Genomic DNA, 15,372 nt, shown 5'->3' on the forward strand with positions numbered 1-15,372 from the left:
TTGCACATTATGCTGTCCGAACGTGCCCGAATCAGCTTCCGACGCCGAACTGCTTGCCGCTGCGCAAGTCACGCTGAACCGCCATCGCGACCTGCTCGCCGACGTCGGCAAGGTTTTTGCTGACGCGGGTCATGAGCTGTACCTCGTCGGCGGCAGCGTGCGTGACGCGTTGCTGGGGGAGACCCGCGGGGACCTGGACTTCACCACCGACGCCCGCCCCGAGCAGATGCAGAAGCTCCTGCGGCCGTGGGCCGACGCGCTGTGGGACACCGGGATCGAGTTCGGCACGCTCGGCGTCGGCAAGGACGGCCACCGCCTGGAGATCACGACGTTTCGCGCCGACACCTACGACCAGGTGTCGCGTAACCCCGAGGTGCGGTTCGGCGACCGGCTCGAAGACGACCTGGTGCGCCGCGATTTCACCGTCAACGCGATGGCGGTGCGCGTGACCGCCGACGGTCCTGCTGAATTCCACGACCCGCTGGGTGGGCTGGCGGCGCTGCGCGAACGGGTGCTCGACACCCCGTCGGCGCCGGAGACGTCGTTCGGTGACGATCCGCTGCGGATGTTGCGGGCGGCGCGGTTCGTCTCCCAGCTGCAGTTCACTGTGGCGCCGCGGGTGCTCGAGGCGCTGGTCGAGATGGCGCCGCAGCTGGGCCGGATCACCGTCGAACGGGTGGCCGCCGAGCTGGACAAGCTGCTGCTGGGCGCCGACCCGGTCGCCGGTATCGACCTGATGGTGCAGACCGGTCTCGGCGAGGTGGTGCTGCCCGAGGTCGGGGCGATGCGCATGGCCATCGACGAGCACCATCAGCACAAGGACGTCTACTGGCATTCGCTGACCGTGCTGCGGCAGGCGATCGCGCTGGAGGGTCCCAGGGGGCAGGAGCGAAGTGACTCGGGGGATGAACAGGGCGGGCCCGACCTGGTGTTGCGGTGGGCGGCGTTGCTGCACGACATCGGCAAACCCGCGACCCGCAAGCTCGAACCCGACGGCGGGGTGAGCTTTCACCACCACGAGGTGGTCGGGGCCAAGATGGTGCGCAAACGCATGCGGGCGCTGAAGTACTCCAAGCAGATGATCGAGGACGTGTCCCAGCTGGTGTACCTGCATCTGCGGTTCCACGGTTACGGCGGCGGTCGGTGGACCGACTCGGCGGTGCGCCGCTACGTCACCGACGCCGGACACCTGCTGCCCCGGCTGCACAAGCTGGTGCGCGCCGACTGCACCACCCGCAACAAGCGTCGCGCCGCGCGGCTGCAGGCCAACTACGACGACCTCGAGCAGCGGATCGCCGAACTGGCCGAGAAGGAGGACCTGGCCAGGGTGCGGCCCGACCTTGACGGCAACGAGATCATGTCGATTCTCGGCATACCCCCGGGCCCCGAAGTCGGTGAGGCCTGGCGCCACCTGAAGGAGCTGCGGCTGGAGCGCGGGCCGCTGTCGCACGACGAGGCCGTCGACGAGTTGTGGAAGTGGTGGAACGCCAGACCGTAGTGCTGCGTCGAAAGGGTATGGACTACTGCCTTGGCGACGGGGACGGTTCGGCCACCATGTGGACCGCGGCGCCCGATGTGGACGTGGACGACGACGGTGTGCTCGACGCGGTCGGGCTGGATATCGACGGTGACGGGCTGCGCGACGACGCGATGGCCGACCTCGACGGGGACGGCCTCGCCGAGCATCTGGTGCGCGACCATGACGGCGATGCGGCGTACTTCACCGACGACGGCACCGGCACCTGGGCGGTGGCCGTGGACCGGGGTCTGCGGTGGTTCCGGCTCGACGGCACCGAACAGTTCGGCGGGCCGATGGTCGACATCGACGGCGACGGCCAACTCAACGACCGGTTATCGGACGCCGACGGCGACGGGCTGGCCGACCTGGCGTTCGGCGACGCCGACGCGTACGTGGATGCCGACGGCGACGGCCGCTGGGATGTGAAGCTGTCCGACGCCGACGGGGACGGTAAGGCCGACGGCGCCGACGAGCTGTCGTGACGCGCGTCAGCGGCCCGGCCCGGGTGGGCCGGCGAACGCCTGCGCGATACCCAACCACGTCTCCGCATCGGCACCGGTGGCCGAGACGTCCAGCTCGGCGCGCGGCCGGCGCTGGGTGACCAGCAGACAGAAGTCCTCGGCCGCACCGGTGACCCGCTGCGCCGCATCCTCGGGCCCCCACGACCACGTCGACCCGTCGGGCGCCCGCAACTGCACGTAGAACGGATCCTGCGGCGGCGCAAGCCCGTTGATCGCGAACGCGAAGTCGCGGGTGCGCACCCCGATGTGGGCGACCGAGCGCAGCCGCGCGGTGCCCGGCCGACGCACCCCGAGCGCGTCGGCGACGTCGAGGCCGTGCGCCCAGGTCTCCATCAGCCGCGCGGTCGCCATCGACGCGGCGCTCATCGGCGGCCCGAACCACGGCAGCTTGCGGCCGTCGACCACGGCAAGCAGTTCGTCGTGCAACCGGTTGCGGGTGTCGCGCCAGTCAGCCAGCAGGCGCTGCGGCGGGGCGGCGGCCAGCTCCTCGGCGCCCGCGTCGACGAAGCCGGACGGATCCTTGCCCGCCTCGGCCAGCACGGCCGCGAACGCGTCCTCGTCGGTCACGGCGGTCAGCGCGACACGGTCGGTCCACAGCAGGTGCGCGATCTGATGGGCGATGCTCCACCCGGGCGCCGGCGTCGGCGTCGCCCAGCGCTCCGGCGTGAGGTCGGCCACCAGGGCGTCGAGCTCGTCGCTCTCGGCTCGCAGATCGGCGACCATCGGCGCGGCAGCAGACATGGCCGTCACTGTATCGCCACCGGCCGGCCCCGTCGGCCGAGCACAGCGTGGGCGGCCAACCCGACCAGGTAGACGCCGACACCGGCCAACGCCAACGCTGGTTGGCGCCCGTCCGGCGGAATCACCATGGCCGACAACGTGATCGCCGCGATGAACGACACCCAGAACAGCGAATCCTGCACGGTGAACACGTGCCCGCGCAGCGCATCGTCGACGTCGAGCTGCATGGCGTTGTCGGCGCACAGCTTGACGGCCTGACCCGCCAGCCCGAGCAAGAAACCGCACACCACCATGACCGGAAGCCACAGCCCCGAACCGGCCAGCTGGATCACCGCGGCGCACACCAGCGCCCCGTTGGCGGTGGCGTAACGGCCCCATCGGCGCACGGCGATCGGCGTGACGGGCGCAGCGAGAAACGATCCGGCGCCGGTGGCGGCCACGAACAGCACCGCCGCGCCCAGCCCGGCGACGGCCTGGGTGTCGCTGTGGCGCACGATCACCAGGACCAGCAAGCTGTTGATACCGAACACCATTCGGTGCGCGGCCAGCCCGGACAGCGTCGCGGCCACCGTCGGGACCGCCGCGACCGTCCGCGCGCCGTGCACCCAGCCGGTGGCCACCGCGTAGAACGCCGATCCGTGCACCGCGCGGGCGCTGTCGTCGGGACCGAGGACGCGCGGGCGGAAGCGCCATGACAACCACAGCGCCAGCCCCACCGGAACCGCGACGATCAAGATGATTGCTGCGGCACCGGCGTCGTCGGCGCCGAACAGCCAGCGCGGCAGCAGCATGAAGTTGGCGCCGAGAAACGCCGCGACCGCCCCGGTGGCCGCCGCGACCGAGTTCATCGCCACCACCTGATCCCGGGGCACCACGTGCGGCAGCGCCGCCGAAAGGCCCGAGGAGACGAACCGGGTGAAGCCGTTGACGATCAGCGCGCCGAACAGGATCGGCAGCTCACCTGCGCCCGACTCGAGCAGCGCCGCGACGGTCAACACCAGAAGCAGCCGCCCGGCGTTGGCGCCGACCAGGACCGCGCGCCGATCCCAACGGTCCAGCAGCGCACCGGCGAACGGGCCGAGCAGCGAGTAGGGCAGGAACAGCACCGCGAACGCGCCGGCGATCGCCCACGGCTCGGCGGCGCGCTGAGGGTTGAACAGGATCGCGCCGGCGAGCGCGGCCGCGAACAGCCCGTCGCCGAACTGACTGACCACCCGGAGTTGGAGCAGCCGCCAGAATTCGGACATGCCGCGCACCGAGCGCCACAGGGTGACGGGTGCGCGAAGGTCGGCCAGCGGGATCACGTCCTGGTTGTGCGGATCGGGGACCGGACCCACAGTACAAATCTCGCGGCGGGCCGCGCTTGTTCTCCACGTTGTTTGGTTGCTGGTGCCATGATGGATATGTGGCGCAGTCGGATGAACCGGAGGACCGCAGAGAGGGGGTCGCCCCCGCGGCGCATCGGGTACGGGCCGGAACTCTGCTGCTGGCCAACACCGATCTGTTGGAGCCGACGTTTCGGCGCAGCGTCATCTACATCGTCGAACACAACGACGGCGGCACCCTCGGGGTGGTGCTGAACCGGCCGAGCGAGACAGCGGTGTACAACGTGTTGCCGCAGTGGGCGAAGCTGGCCACGAAGCCCAAGACGATGTTCATCGGCGGGCCGGTCAAGCGCGACGCGGCGTTGTGCCTGGCGACGATGCGGGTCGGCGTGGACGCCGACAGGTCACCGGGGCTGCGGCATGTGCAGGGCCGGATGGCGATGGTGGACCTCGACGCCGACCCGGACTCGATCGCGCCTGCGGTCGAGGGCGTGCGGATCTTCGCAGGCTACTCGGGCTGGACGATCGGTCAACTCGAGGGCGAGATCGAGCGCGACGACTGGATTGTGTTGTCCGCGTTGCCCTCTGACGTTCTGGTCGAGCCGCGGGTGGACCTGTGGGCGCGGGTGCTGCGCCGTCAGCCGCTGCCGCGGTCGCTGTTGGCCACCCACCCGATCGACATCAGCCGCAACTAACTGCAGGACAGCGTGCAGGTGGCGCAGGCGCCGCCGCACGCGCCCGTCGCGGCCGACTCCGCGCCGACGCGGGCCAGGTTCTTCGCGCTCTGCCAACACCCGGCGCCCACCGTGCCGACGGCGCCGATCACGCACACGGCCATCACGATCAGCGCGGTGCCTGGTTCGGTGGTCAGCGCGACGGCCCCGCCCACGGCCAGCATCACCGCGGCGGCGAACTGGGTGGGCACCAGCGAGCGCAGCACCTGCTGCGCGGGGTCATCGGAGCGCGGCCGGCTCAGCAGCCACGCCGCCGCCGCCGCGGACGCCACTGCGGTACAGAGGCAGAGGATTCCGGCGACCAACATGTGCCACACAATACGAGACGTGATGGTGTCCCCCGGGCGCCAGGCTTCGCCCGGGGGACATGTCCATCGCGGGAGCCCTAGTTGGGCCCCGTGTGCGCAAGCGCGTGCGACACCTGCGCTGACGCGGGCGGTGCCGGCGCGACAGGTGCCGGTGCCGCGCCCGGTGCCGGGGGCGCGGCGGGGGGAGCCGCCGGGGCCGGAACGCTCACCTTGAAGCCGCGAACGATGGCGTCGGTGGCGTCGGCGGCGGGCACCACCTGGTCGATGCTGGTGGTCACGGCCAGCGAGACGAGATAGCGGTCCGGGCCAGCGGTGGCGATGACGTGGCGCCGCGACGTGTTCAGCGTCATCGAGTGTTGCCGGTAGGTGCCCTCGATCACCGACGACGGCATGCCGCCGAAGTTGGCGAACGACGCGTCGGTGGAGCGCCACGCGGGCAGTTGCTGGCTGTCGACGAAGCCGTGGCTGATGGCCTCGATCGGATCGAAGTCACCGAGGAGTTTGTAGACGGTCACCTGGGCGTTGGACGTGTACAGCCCGTTGCCGCCGACCCGGTCGGCGATCACCGCGAACGCGTCGGGCACGTTGGGGTCGGGGACGTGGGACCACCCGCGCGGCAGGGGCAGCACGATGTTGAGCGCCGTGAAACCGTCGCTGCGCTGCGGTTCGAGCGTGACGCCCTTGGACTCGAGGAACTCGCGCAGCGTGCCGGACGCCGCCGGGGTGATCGCGATCTGCGGGGACGGCGCGGGTGCCGCGACGGGCGCGACGGGCGCGGCGGGTGCGACGGGCGCGGCGGCGGACGCAACAGGTGCGGCGGCGGGTGCGGCGATCCCGTTTTGCGCGACGCCAGTGGCGGAACTCACACCGGGTTGACCGAGGGCCTGCGGCGCGGCGTTGGGCGTCACCGTAACCGTCTGTGTCACAGTGGCCGGCGCCGGCAGCGGCGGTTGCGGAGCCACCGGCTGAGCGGAGGCGGTGGTGCCCGCGAGGCCCACCACACCAGCCGTCGCGACAGCGGCTCCTGAAGCCAGAACCCGCCAGCGGCGGGCGATCTCGATCATTGAGGTCGGTCCTTCCGTACAGCCGTGGTGCACGCCAGGCGCCGACTGTATCCAGACCGGCGCGTTAGCCACTAGAGCCGGAACCGACCTGCAACCTTGTTCTGACTTGTCCGCAACGCAACCGATACCAACCCGTGGCCGACGCAGACGAAATCCGCGGGCTTATACCCTGTTGACGTGACCGAACCGCCGACCGCTCAGCCTCCGGCGGCCGCCGCCGACGCCGCCGCCGAAATCCCGCAGCACCGCTACACCGCGGAGCTTGCCGGGCAGATCGAGCGCGCTTGGCAGCAGCGGTGGGCCGACGCCGCCACGTTCCACGTGCCGAACCCGGTCGGTTCTCTCGCGCCCACCGACGGCACCCCGGTGCCCGACGACAAGATGTTCGTGCAGGACATGTTTCCCTACCCCTCCGGTGAGGGCCTGCACGTCGGGCATCCCCTCGGCTACATCGCCACCGACGTCTACGCCCGCTACTACCGGATGGCAGGACGAAATGTGCTGCACGCGCTGGGCTTTGACGCATTCGGGCTGCCAGCCGAGCAGTATGCGATTCAGACCGGCACGCATCCGCGGGTACGCACCGAGGCCAACATCGTCAACTTCCGCCGCCAGCTCGGCAGGCTGGGGTTCGGCCACGACCCGCGCCGCAGCTTCTCGACCACCGACGTCGACTACTACAAGTGGACCCAGTGGATCTTCCTGCAGATCTACAACGCCTGGTTCGATCCGGCCGCCAACAAGGCCAGGCCGATCGCCGAGCTGATCGCCGAATTCGACTCCGGGGCACGCACTCTCGGTGACGGACGCGCCTGGTCACAGCTGAGCTCCGGTGAGCGCGCCGACATCGTCGACTCGCATCGGCTGGTGTATCACGCCGACTCGCTGGTCAACTGGTGCCCCGGCCTGGGCACGGTGCTGGCCAACGAAGAGGTCACCGCCGACGGCCGCAGCGAACGCGGCAACTTCCCGGTGTTCCGGAAACGGCTGCGGCAGTGGATGATGCGTATCACGGCATACTCCGACCGACTGCTCGACGACCTGGAACTGCTGGACTGGCCCGAGAAGGTCAAGACCATGCAGCGCAACTGGATCGGGCGCTCTACCGGAGCGTCGGTGTATTTCAGCACCGACGCGGGGGATATCGAGGTGTTCACCACGCGACCCGACACCCTGTTCGGCGCGACGTATATGGTGCTGGCGCCCGAGCACGAGTTGGTCGACACGTTGACCGCCGCGCAGTGGCCCGCCGACGTCGACGAACGCTGGACCTACGGCGCCGCCACCCCGCGCGATGCCGTCGCCGCCTACCGGTCGGCGATCGCGGCCAAATCGGATCTGGAACGCCAGGAGAACAAGACCAAGACCGGTGTGTTCCTCGGCGCGTATGCCACCAATCCGGCCAACGGCCAACAGATCCCGGTGTTCATCGCCGACTACGTGCTGATCGGCTACGGCACCGGTGCGATCATGGCCGTGCCCGGCGGCGACCAGCGCGACTGGGACTTCGCCACACAATTCGGGCTGCCGATCGTGCAAACCGTTGCCGGCGGCGACATTTCACAGGGGCCGTACACCGGTGACGGCGAGGTGATCAACTCCGATTACCTCAACGGGCTCAGCGTCGATGCGGCCAAGGAGGCGATCACCCGGCGGCTGGAGGCCGAGGGTCGTGGTCGGGCCCGCGTCGAGTACAAGCTGCGCGACTGGCTGTTCGCGCGCCAACGATACTGGGGCGAGCCATTTCCGATCGTGTACGACGCCGACGGCCGGGCCCATCCGCTGCCGGAGTCGATGCTGCCGGTGGAACTGCCGGATGTGTCGGACTATTCGCCGGTGCTGTTCGACCCCGACGACGCCGACAGCGAACCGTCGCCGCCGCTGGGCAAGGCGACCGACTGGGTGCATGTCGAACTGGATCTCGGCGACGGGCCCAAGCCCTACACCCGCGACACCAACGTGATGCCGCAGTGGGCGGGCAGTTCTTGGTACGAGTTGCGCTATACCGACCCGTACAACTCGGAAGCCATGTGCGACAAGGAGAATGAGGCGTACTGGATGGGGCCGCGCCCGGCCGAGCACGGGCCGGAGGATCCGGGCGGGGTGGACCTGTATGTCGGCGGTGTGGAGCATGCGGTGCTGCACCTGCTGTACGCGCGGTTCTGGCACAAGGTGCTCTACGACCTCGGCCACATCACCTCGCGGGAGCCGTACCGGCGGCTGGTGAACCAGGGCTACATCCAGGCCTACGCCTACACCGATGCCCGCGGCGCATACGTTCCGGCGGCGGAAGTCGTTGAGCGCGACGGGAAGTTCTACTGGACCGGACCCGACGGTGAGATCGAGGTCAACCAGGAGTTCGGCAAGATCGGCAAGAGCCTGAAGAACTCCGTTTCGCCCGACGAGATCTGCGACAACTACGGCGCGGACACGTTGCGCGTGTACGAGATGTCGATGGGGCCGATCGAGGCGTCGCGGCCATGGGCCACCAAGGACGTCGTCGGCGCGCACCGGTTCCTGCAACGGGTGTGGCGCCTCGTCGTCGACGAACAGAGCGGCGCCGTGCAGATCGTCGAGCACCAGGCGCTCGAGACCGACACCCTGCGGTTGTTGCACCGCACGATCGCCGGGGTGACCGAGGACTACACGAACCTGCGTAACAACACCGCGGCGGCCAAGCTGATCGAGTACACCAACCACCTGACCAAGCAGGGGGTGACGGCGCGTGGCGCGGTGGAACCGCTGGTGCTGATGCTCGCGCCGTTGGCGCCGCATCTGGCCGAGGAACTGTGGCGGCGCTTGGGCCACGACACCTCGTTGGCGCACGGACCGTTCCCGGTGGCCGATCCGCAGTACCTCGTCGAGGACACCGTCGAGTACCCGGTACAGGTCAACGGCAAGGTACGCGGGCATATCACCGTCGCCGCCGACGCCGACGCCGACGCGATGGAGGCCGCGGCGCTGGCCGACGAGAAGGTGCAGGCGTTCCTCAACGGCGCCACCCCGAAGAAGGTGATCGTGGTCGCCGGCCGCCTGGTCAACATCGTCGTCTAGGTGGTGGTGATTTCGGTGCGCTAACCATCGCTGAGCGCTGGTTTGCGCACCGAATCCGCGGGGTGTGGAACCGCCGGGCCGTCGATCGGCGTCTAACTTGTGTGCTCAACGAATACTTGGTTGCACAAGACGGAGTCATCACGCTGGATCAGGCGCGTGAGGCGGGCCTTAGCTCGCACGCGGTTCAGCGTCGGATTCGCGGCGGCCAGTGGGTCAGATGCGGCCGCGGTGTGTACTTCGTGCCCGACCGCCCGTATACCGACGCCGCCCGTGTTCGCGCAACGGTATGGGGCTACGGGCCGCATGCGGTAGCCAGCGGGATGGCGGCCGCGTGGTGGCACGGTTTGACCCAGTTCGCCCCGGACATCGTGGATGTCACGATGCCGAGAAACGGGCACGGTCGGTGTCATAACGGCAGCCGGTTGCGGCGACGCGACCTCGACCCCACGGACGTCGTCATCGAGCGAGCGCTTCGTGTGACAGCCAAGCCCTTGACCGTTCTCGAGGCCGCGATTCAGCGATTCGGTGGCATCAAGCTCATGGACCGGGCCTTGCAGAACGACCTCGAGTTGCGGGAGCTGTGGCGTGCCCAACTGCGCAACAAGGGTAGGTACGGCTCGCCGGCGGCAAGGCGGCTCCTGCAAGCCGCTTCCGATGGTGCCCGCTCGGAGGCAGAGCGCCTCCTGGTCAAGATGCTCCGGCAAGCCGGCATCACCGGATGGAAGACGAACCACCCCGTCGGTGGATACCAGGTCGACGTCGCCTTCCCCGCAGCCAAGATCGCCATCGAGGTCGACGGCTTGGCCTATCACAGCTCCACCGACGATTTTCATCGTGACCGCGTACGCCAAAACGACGTGATGATGCTCGGTTGGCAGGTGCTTCGGTTCACCTGGCTGGACTTGACCCAGTACCCGGAGCGGGTGATCGCGATCATCCGTCGTGCGATTTCGGTGCGCAAACAAGCGCTCAGCGCTGGTTAACGCACCGAAATCACCGAAATTACCGGGGGCGGACGATCACCTCGTGGATGTGCCCATCGGGTGGCGACGACACCGCGTCGGCGATGACGCGCGCGACCGTCTCGGGCGACAAGAACCGCGACGGGTCGTACTGCCCGCCCTCGTAGGCGACCAACCCCTCCTGCATCTCGGTGGCGATCCGGCCGGGGTGCACCGAGGTCACCCGCAGCGACGGCTCGTCGGCGCGCAGTGAATCGGCGAACGACCGCAGCGCGAACTTGCTCCCCGAATATGACGCCAACCCGGGTGAGGCGTTGATACCCGAACCGGAGTTGACGAATACGACCTGCCCGCCGACCGCCCGCAGCGCGGGCAGCAGCGCCAACGTCAGCGCCACCGCGCCAATCACGTTGACTTCCATACTCGTTCGCCACTCGTCGACGGTCGACTCGGCCACCCGCCCGGGGAACGCCACCCCCGCGTTGTGCACCAGCACGTCGAGTCCGTCGACGGCGGAGACGGCCCCGGGGATCGCGTCGGTGTCGGCCAGGTCGACCGCCAGCGTGGCGGCGCCGAACTCGGCGGCCACCTCGTCCAGCCGCGCCGACGGCCGGCCCGCCAACACCAGGCTGTGTGTGGGCGCCAACGCGGCCGCGACGGCCGCGCCGAGCCCCCGTGAGGCACCCGTGATCATTGCGGTCGGCATGTCGTCAACGCTACCGACCTGCGAACGACGCTCGGGCGTCGCATCATGGTACGGATGCCCGCCGACCACAGCTTCGCTCCGACGCAGCTCTCCGCCCGCGCCGCTTACCTGCTGCGCGGCAATGACCTGGGCACGATGACGACGGCCGCCCCGCTGCTGTACCCGCATATGTGGAGCTGGGACGCGGCGTTCGTGGCGATCGGGCTGGCACCGCTGAGCGTCGAGCGCGCCGTCGTCGAACTCGACACGTTGCTCTCGGCTCAGTGGAAAAACGGGATGATTCCGCACATCGTCTTCGCCAACGGGGTCGACGGCTACTTTCCCGGCCCCGCCCGTTGGGCCACGTCGACGCTGGCCGCCCACGCCCCGCGCAACCGGCTCACCTCGGGCATCACCCAACCGCCGGTACACGCGATCGCCGTGCAACGCATCCTCGACAACGCCCGCACCCGCGGTCGCACCACCCGCGAGGTTGCCGAGGCGTTCCTGGACCGCCGCTGGAACAACCTGGTGCGGTGGCACCGCTGGCTGGCCGACGCCCGCGATCCGCAGTCCCGCGGCAGGGTCACGCTCTACCACGGGTGGGAATCCGGCATGGACAACTCGCCGCGCTGGGATAGCGCCTACGCCAACGTCGTTCCCGGCGCGCTGCCCGAGTACCAGCGCGCGGACACCGCGATCGTCACCGACGCCAGCCAACGCCCCAGCGACGTCGAATACGACCGGTATCTGTGGCTGCTCGAGGAGATGAAGCTGGCCCGCTACGACGACGAGTTGCTGCCCAAGGTGATGAGCTTCGCCGTCGAGGACGTGTTTGTCTCGGCGATCCTCGCCGTCGCCTGCGACGTGCTCGCCGAGATCGGCGAGGACTACAAACGCCCAGCCGCCGACGTGCGCGACCTGTACGCCTGGGCCGAGCGGTTCCGGGCGGGCGTGATCGATGCTACCGACGAAAGAACCGGCGCGGCACGGGATTTCGATGTCCGCGCCGGCGAGTGGGTGGCCACCGAGACGGTCGCGCAGTTCGCGCCGCTGCTGTGTGGCGGGTTGCTGCACGAGCGGGAACGCCACCTGGTGAAGCTGCTTGAGGGCCCGCGGTTCTGCGGGCATCCCGACCTGAAATACGGTCTGCTGCCGTCGACGTCGCCGGTGTCGCGAGACTTCCGTGCCCGCGAGTACTGGCGTGGGCCGGTGTGGCCGGTGATGACGTGGCTGTTCGGGTGGTGCTTCGCCCGGCGCGGCTGGGCCGAACGAGCCCGGCTGCTGCGCAAGGAAGGTCTTCGGCAGGTCAGCGACGGCAGCTTCGCCGAATACTACGAGCCGTTCACCGGGGAACCGCTGGGCAGCATGCAGCAGTCGTGGACCGCCGCGGCGGTGTTGGACTGGCTGGGCTGAGCGCTATTCGGCGAGGCGCTCGAGCGGGCCGATGGCCTTGGTCAGCATCTCCAGATCCTCGGGGCTGAGCTTGCCCAGCAGCGTGGCCAGGTACGCCCGCCGCGTCGCCAGCGCCTCGTGGTGCTGGGCCCGTCCCTCGGGGGTGATATCGACCAGCACTGCGCGCAGGTCAGAGGGGTCACGTGAGCGTTTGACCAAGCCGAGCTTCTCCAGCCGGCGGATCGCGACAGTGGTGGTCGGGGTGCGCACCCGCTCGTGGGCGGCCAGATCGGTCATCCGCAGCGGCCCCTGATCGAGCAGCGTCAGCAGGATCGACAGCTGCGCCAACGTCAGGTCACCGGCTTCCGCGCGGTTGGTGTCGCTGCGGCGCAGCACGGAGAAAACCCGGGAGAGCACCCGCTGCAACTCCCCCGCCAGCTCCGTGACCTGCGGTTCTACCTCGGCCATAATTCGTCAGTCTAACCTGTCTGAGCCTGCCAAGTTGTGATGACGGGCGATTACCTCACAGAACCTGGGACAGGAATCGCTGCAGCCGCTCGGTCTCGGCGGCCTCGAAGATCTGCTCGGGCCGACCGGCTTCGACCACCTGCCCGTGGTCCATGAACACCACGGCGTCGGCCGTCGACTGGGCGAAGCCCATCTCATGGGTCACCACCACCATCGTCATCCCGTCTGCGCCCAGGTCGGCGATGAGCGCCAGGATGCCCTTGACCAACTCGGGGTCCAGCGCCGAGGTGGCCTCGTCGAAGAACATCACCTGCGGTGCCATCGCCAATGCGCGGGCGATCGCGACGCGTTGCTGCTGACCACCGGACAGCGTCGTCGGGCGCACGTCGGCCTTGTGCCGCAGTCCAACCCGCTCCAACTGCGCCATGCCGAGTTCGCGGGCCTCGTCGGCGCCGAGGCGTTTGAGCTTGCGCGGCGCCAGCGTCACGTTGTCCAGCACGCTGCGGTGCGGAAAGAGGTTGAAGTTCTGGAACACCATTCCGATGCGCTGACGCAACTGATCCGGGTTGTCGTTGAGCACCGAGCGCCCGTCGAGCAGGATGTCGCCGCGATCGGGTTCGTAGAGCCGGTTCAAGGTGCGCAGCAGCGTCGACTTGCCTGATCCCGACGGCCCGATCACGACGGCGGTGCTGCCCGCAGGCACGTCGATGTCCACCCCCCGCAGCACGGGGTTCGGCCCGAACGACAAATGAATATCGTTGGCCGTCAACGATACCGGTTCGAAGGCGACCATCAGACCATCTCCTGTGAGGACAGCTCGAGCGGGTCCTCCTCGGTCGGGGCCCGCCCGCGCCGCAGCCGGTTGTCGATGTAGTTCACCAGATGGGTCAGCGGCACGGTCAGCGCCAGGTAGAACAGGCCGGCCGCCACCAGCGGGGACAGGTTGCCGGTCTGCGCGTTGAGGTCGCGGCCGACCTGGAACAGTTCACGCTGGTCGGCCACCAGGCCCAGGAAGTACACCAGCGACGACGCCTTGAGCAGCGAGATGAACTGGTTCATCAGCGCGGGCAGCACCCGCCGGATACCCTGGGGCACCACGACCAACCGCATCGACGTGGTATACGAAAAGCCCAGTGCCCGCGAGGCTTCCAGCTGGCCCGGCTCGACGCTCTGGATGCCTGAGCGGAAGATCTCGCCGACGTATGCCGCTGCCATCAGCCCCAGCGCGGCGATCCCGAGCGGAAACGGGTTGTTGCCGGTCAGCCCGCCCACCACCGGCCCGAGGCCCAGGCCGATCAGCAAGATGATGACCACCTCGGGCAGGCCGCGGAAGATGTCGGTGTAAACCCGTGCAGGCCAGCGTAATAGGCGGTGACGTGAGATACCGGCGACGGCCAACGCCATGCCCAGCAGCAGCCCGATCACCGAGGCGCAGACCGTCAGGATCAGCGTGTTGGGCAGACCGGTCTTGAACAGGTCGGGGATGGCCTGCTTGTAGAGGTTCCAGTCCAGGAACGAGTCCTTCAGCTGCGACAGGGTGGATTTGGGCTGTACCGGCCCGCTGGTGTCGGTTTCCTGTTGCTGCGCGGCGATCGCGCCGAAGTTGGGCAGCTGCGGCGCCGGCGACGCCTTCGATCCGGGTTTCCAGCCCGGCGGCAGCGCGCGCGGCACCCACTCGGAGTACAGCCGTGCCCAGGTGCCGTCGGCGATCACGGCGTCCAGCCCCGCGTTCAACGCGTCGATGAGGGGCTGGTTCTCCTTGGCGACCGCATAAGCGATGAAATTGTCCAAGCTGAAGGTGTTTTCGATGATCTCGGCCGGATCGCCGGGTTGCACCGTGCCCTCGGCCTGCTGCGACGGCGCCACCCACGCATCGAGCTGGCGAGATTTGAGGCTCGCGTAGACGGTGTTGTAGTCGGGATAGATCACCGGCTGCAGGCCCAGGGTGTCGACGACGTAGGACTCCTGCACAGTGCCCTGTACGACGCCGATGCGCTGCCCGGCGGCCAGGTCCCCGAACCCGGTAATGGGCGAGCCGGCGGGCACCACCAGCGAGAAGTAGCCGAAGTCGTAGCCGTTGGTGAAACCGACTGTGCGACGGCGGGCTTCGGTCGTGGTGATCGACGACGACCCGACGTCGAAGCGCCGCGAAGCCACCTGGGCCAGCAGCCCGGAGAACTCGGTGCCGACGAAGTTGACTTGCAGGCCGAGTTTGTCGGCGATCGCGCGCAGCACCTCGTTGTCGAACCCGGTGAACTGGCCCGCGGAGTTGATGCAGATGCTCGGCGGGGCGTCCGAAAGGGTGCCGACCGTCAGGGTTCGCGGTGTGCTCAGGCCGAGCGCATCCACGTCGACGGAGTCGAGCGGCACGACGGTGGCCGTGGTGTAGCTGTCTTCGTCCGGTCCCTTGGCCGCGGCGGCCAGGTTGGTGGGCAGTGCGCTGGCGCTCTCGACGCCGGGCGGCGCGCACTGGTCGACCTGCGCCCGTGCCGGCGGCGCCAGACCCAAGGTGAAGGTCAACAACCCGATCAGCGCCACGACGGTTGTCTTCATTACTGCAACGTAGCGACCGTCGGCCCCGGCGGCGGCGCCGTCA

Annotated in this window: 14 protein-coding genes; 6 read left to right on the plus strand and 8 right to left on the minus strand. The window is 68.9% G+C overall.

Annotation, left to right across the window (positions count from 1 at the left end; genetic code table 11):
- Nucleotides 1–22: 22 nt before the first annotated feature.
- Nucleotides 23–1,498, plus strand: coding sequence for a CCA tRNA nucleotidyltransferase (locus ABQE93_RS04370; protein ID WP_448406044.1), 1,476 nt, complete (start codon nt 23–25; stop codon nt 1,496–1,498).
- A 17-nt stretch (nt 1,499–1,515) separates the two neighbouring features.
- Nucleotides 1,516–2,001 carry a pullulanase gene (locus ABQE93_RS04375; RefSeq protein WP_448406518.1) on the plus strand — a complete coding sequence of 162 codons (486 nt, stop codon included), beginning with the start codon at nt 1,516–1,518 and terminating at the stop codon, nt 1,999–2,001.
- A 6-nt stretch (nt 2,002–2,007) separates the two neighbouring features.
- Here the strand turns inward: ABQE93_RS04375 and ABQE93_RS04380 are convergent, their stop codons facing one another.
- Nucleotides 2,008–2,781 carry a TIGR03084 family metal-binding protein gene (locus tag ABQE93_RS04380; protein ID WP_448406045.1) on the minus strand — a complete coding sequence of 258 codons (774 nt, stop codon included), beginning with the start codon at nt 2,779–2,781 and terminating at the stop codon, nt 2,008–2,010.
- A 5-nt stretch (nt 2,782–2,786) separates the two neighbouring features.
- Nucleotides 2,787–4,028 carry an MFS transporter gene (locus ABQE93_RS04385; RefSeq protein ID WP_448406519.1) on the minus strand — a complete coding sequence of 414 codons (1,242 nt, stop codon included), beginning with the start codon at nt 4,026–4,028 and terminating at the stop codon, nt 2,787–2,789.
- Between the two features lie 158 nt (nt 4,029–4,186).
- On the opposite strand from ABQE93_RS04385, the gene ABQE93_RS04390 reads away from it, so the two are divergent.
- Nucleotides 4,187–4,801, plus strand: coding sequence for a YqgE/AlgH family protein (locus ABQE93_RS04390; protein ID WP_448406046.1), 615 nt, complete (start codon nt 4,187–4,189; stop codon nt 4,799–4,801).
- Here ABQE93_RS04390 and ABQE93_RS04395 read toward each other — a convergent pair.
- Together ABQE93_RS04395 and ABQE93_RS04400 are read right to left on the minus strand one after the other, a co-directional pair.
- Entirely contained in the window at nt 4,798–5,148 is a 351-nt protein-coding gene (locus ABQE93_RS04395) for a hypothetical protein (protein ID WP_448406047.1), read from the minus strand. The two genes, ABQE93_RS04390 and ABQE93_RS04395, sit on opposite strands and share 4 nt — an antisense overlap.
- Nucleotides 5,149–5,225: 77 nt before the next feature.
- Nucleotides 5,226–6,212 (minus strand): LpqN/LpqT family lipoprotein, encoded by a 987-nt coding sequence (locus ABQE93_RS04400; RefSeq protein WP_448406048.1) that lies wholly within the window; start codon nt 6,210–6,212, stop codon nt 5,226–5,228.
- A 177-nt stretch (nt 6,213–6,389) separates the two neighbouring features.
- On the opposite strand from ABQE93_RS04400, the gene leuS reads away from it, so the two are divergent.
- Together leuS and ABQE93_RS04410 are read left to right on the plus strand one after the other, a co-directional pair.
- Nucleotides 6,390–9,266, plus strand: coding sequence for a leucine--tRNA ligase (gene leuS, locus ABQE93_RS04405; RefSeq protein ID WP_448406049.1), 2,877 nt, complete (start codon nt 6,390–6,392; stop codon nt 9,264–9,266).
- Nucleotides 9,267–9,367: 101 nt separating this feature from the next.
- Nucleotides 9,368–10,249: a PDDEXK-like endonuclease domain-containing protein gene (locus tag ABQE93_RS04410; RefSeq protein ID WP_448406050.1), complete on the plus strand. Its 882-nt coding sequence runs from the start codon at nt 9,368–9,370 to the stop codon at nt 10,247–10,249.
- 19 nt (nt 10,250–10,268) lie between these two features.
- On the opposite strand, the gene ABQE93_RS04415 is transcribed toward ABQE93_RS04410, so the two are convergent.
- Entirely contained in the window at nt 10,269–10,934 is a 666-nt protein-coding gene (locus ABQE93_RS04415; protein ID WP_448406051.1) for an SDR family oxidoreductase, read from the minus strand.
- Between the two features lie 54 nt (nt 10,935–10,988).
- Between ABQE93_RS04415 and ggh the strand changes: the two genes are divergently transcribed.
- Nucleotides 10,989–12,329, plus strand: coding sequence for a glucosylglycerate hydrolase (ggh, locus tag ABQE93_RS04420; protein ID WP_448406052.1), 1,341 nt, complete (start codon nt 10,989–10,991; stop codon nt 12,327–12,329).
- A 3-nt stretch (nt 12,330–12,332) separates the two neighbouring features.
- Here the strand turns inward: ggh and ABQE93_RS04425 are convergent, their stop codons facing one another.
- The 3 genes from ABQE93_RS04425 to ABQE93_RS04435 are packed head-to-tail and all read right to left on the minus strand — an operon-like array spanning nt 12,333 to nt 15,329.
- Complete coding sequence (locus ABQE93_RS04425) at nt 12,333–12,776, minus strand: MarR family winged helix-turn-helix transcriptional regulator (protein WP_448406053.1); 444 nt, start codon at nt 12,774–12,776, stop codon at nt 12,333–12,335.
- A 55-nt stretch (nt 12,777–12,831) separates the two neighbouring features.
- Nucleotides 12,832–13,569 (minus strand): amino acid ABC transporter ATP-binding protein, encoded by a 738-nt coding sequence (locus ABQE93_RS04430; RefSeq protein ID WP_448406054.1) that lies wholly within the window; start codon nt 13,567–13,569, stop codon nt 12,832–12,834.
- A complete protein-coding gene (locus ABQE93_RS04435; protein WP_448406055.1) occupies nt 13,569–15,329 on the minus strand; it encodes an ABC transporter substrate-binding protein/permease in 1,761 nt (586 codons plus the stop codon). Before ABQE93_RS04435 ends, ABQE93_RS04430 begins: the two co-directional genes overlap by 1 nt.
- Nucleotides 15,330–15,372 lie beyond the last annotated feature (43 nt).

The sequence above is a fragment of the Mycolicibacterium sp. XJ662 genome (assembly GCF_053484035.1).

Excerpts from the sequence above, each read along its gene's own strand:
- ABQE93_RS04400 (WP_448406048.1), bottom strand. The coding sequence starts at position 6,212 with ATGATCGAGATCGCCCGCCGCTGGCGGGTTCTGGCTTCAGGAGCCGCT.
- ABQE93_RS04395 (WP_448406047.1), bottom strand. The coding sequence starts at position 5,148 with ATGTTGGTCGCCGGAATCCTCTGCCTCTGTACCGCAGTGGCGTCCGCG.
- ABQE93_RS04380 (WP_448406045.1), bottom strand. The coding sequence starts at position 2,781 with ATGTCTGCTGCCGCGCCGATGGTCGCCGATCTGCGAGCCGAGAGCGAC.
- ABQE93_RS04385 (WP_448406519.1), bottom strand. The coding sequence starts at position 4,028 with ATGTCCGAATTCTGGCGGCTGCTCCAACTCCGGGTGGTCAGTCAGTTC.
- ggh (WP_448406052.1), top strand. The coding sequence starts at position 10,989 with ATGCCCGCCGACCACAGCTTCGCTCCGACGCAGCTCTCCGCCCGCGCC.
- ABQE93_RS04430 (WP_448406054.1), bottom strand. The coding sequence starts at position 13,569 with ATGGTCGCCTTCGAACCGGTATCGTTGACGGCCAACGATATTCATTTG.
- ABQE93_RS04435 (WP_448406055.1), bottom strand. The coding sequence starts at position 15,329 with ATGAAGACAACCGTCGTGGCGCTGATCGGGTTGTTGACCTTCACCTTG.
- ABQE93_RS04415 (WP_448406051.1), bottom strand. The coding sequence starts at position 10,934 with ATGCCGACCGCAATGATCACGGGTGCCTCACGGGGGCTCGGCGCGGCC.
- ABQE93_RS04375 (WP_448406518.1), top strand. The coding sequence starts at position 1,516 with ATGGACTACTGCCTTGGCGACGGGGACGGTTCGGCCACCATGTGGACC.
- ABQE93_RS04425 (WP_448406053.1), bottom strand. The coding sequence starts at position 12,776 with ATGGCCGAGGTAGAACCGCAGGTCACGGAGCTGGCGGGGGAGTTGCAG.